The organism is Mesorhizobium sp. M7A.T.Ca.US.000.02.2.1 (assembly GCF_003996995.1).
GTDB lineage: Bacteria > Pseudomonadota > Alphaproteobacteria > Rhizobiales > Rhizobiaceae > Mesorhizobium.
Genome location: NZ_RZTT01000876.1, coordinates 1 through 577 on the forward strand (window position 1 = coordinate 1; position 577 = coordinate 577).

General features: G+C 60.8%; 1 protein-coding gene. It reads right to left on the bottom strand.

The annotated features are described in order from the left end of the window. Nucleotides 1-2 precede the first annotated feature (2 nt). On the bottom strand, nucleotides 3-509 hold the full coding sequence (locus EOD15_RS35240) for a hypothetical protein (RefSeq protein WP_127409380.1): 507 nt from the start codon (nucleotides 507-509) through the stop codon (nucleotides 3-5). Nucleotides 510-577 lie beyond the last annotated feature (68 nt).

Consider the following 577-nt stretch of genomic DNA (forward strand, 5'->3'; position numbering starts at 1 on the left):
TGTCAGTCCTCTCCAACCGAAGCATTGGCTGAGCGGCGGGCTTTGCTGCGCTTGCCCCGAACCTTCTTCCGGCGGATTTCAGTACGGCCGAGGCCGACCAGGTACTGGTAGAAGGCGACGAGTAGGGCGACGGCGATGACCAGGGTGGCGGTCACGAACGTGCCAAATCCCAAGGATTGCCGTAGGGTCTCAGGTGCCCCGCGCACAACGATTTCGCACGGATCAGTGAAGTAATATCGGCCTTCACTACGGTCATCGCTGAGCGGGGTTTTGTAAGCCTTGCTTGCCAGCCACTTTTTATAGGCAACGCAGTCGTCCTCCGCGTACTCGACGAAGGAGGCCGGCGCGGAGCGATAGGGAAATACACCGACCAGCTCGGCGACCTTGCCGCCGCCCCAGCCAATAGCGGCCAGAGTGACCATCGCCGATGCGATCAGAAGCAGGTTGCGCAGCAGCACGACCGCTCCGGATGCGGCCAGATTGAGGTTGGTTGGCTGTTCATTCGCCATGAGCATTTCCTTGGGAGGTGGCGGGAAAAGAGGTGACGGAGGCCTTAATCCGATCCCAGGTGCGGGAG

Bases quoted from the DNA above. Each gene is read 5' to 3' on its own strand.
- EOD15_RS35240 (WP_127409380.1), bottom strand. From the start codon at position 509: ATGGCGAATGAACAGCCAACCAACCTCAATCTGGCCGCATCCGGAGCG.